A 419-nucleotide genomic window follows, 5' to 3' on the forward strand; every position below is an offset into this window, starting at 1 on the left:
ATCCGAGCGCAGTTCCAGCACCTGGAAGACGTTCAGCTCGGCCGTCGTCTCGCGGCCGGCAACCGACATCCCCAGGAACGAGGCGATTGACAGAGCCATCCAGAACGCGGCTTTTGGGATCGAGGGAGCAGGTGCCATGGCGCTATCTCGCAAGCCGGGGCCTCTGCCGCAACCCATAGCGGCGGCATTCGACTGGGCCAGCGGGTGACGGTGTCAACAAACCGTCATTGCGGCGGCGGAACCTGATGTCCGGGGCATCCGTTAAGTCCAGGCCTTCCGTCGAAGGGCTATGATCGCGAGAGGGGACGTCTTGATGAAATCGACCGCTACCTTGCTGGCTGCCGCCTGCCTTGTCTGCGCGACGGGCGCGCATGCCGACGAGGCGGGCTTCCTGCGCTCGCTGCAGGGCAAGTTTGCCG

The 419-nt window shown here is 64.9% G+C and carries 1 pseudogene; it reads right to left on the bottom strand.

Annotated elements, in window-relative coordinates:
- Positions 1 to 138 (bottom strand): annotated as a pseudogene (locus tag EN852_RS42785) (EamA/RhaT family transporter); the annotation flags it as partial.
- Positions 139 to 419: the final 281 nt, after the last annotated feature.

Source organism: Mesorhizobium sp. M2E.F.Ca.ET.209.01.1.1, assembly GCF_004010375.2.
Taxonomy (GTDB): domain Bacteria; phylum Pseudomonadota; class Alphaproteobacteria; order Rhizobiales; family Rhizobiaceae; genus Mesorhizobium.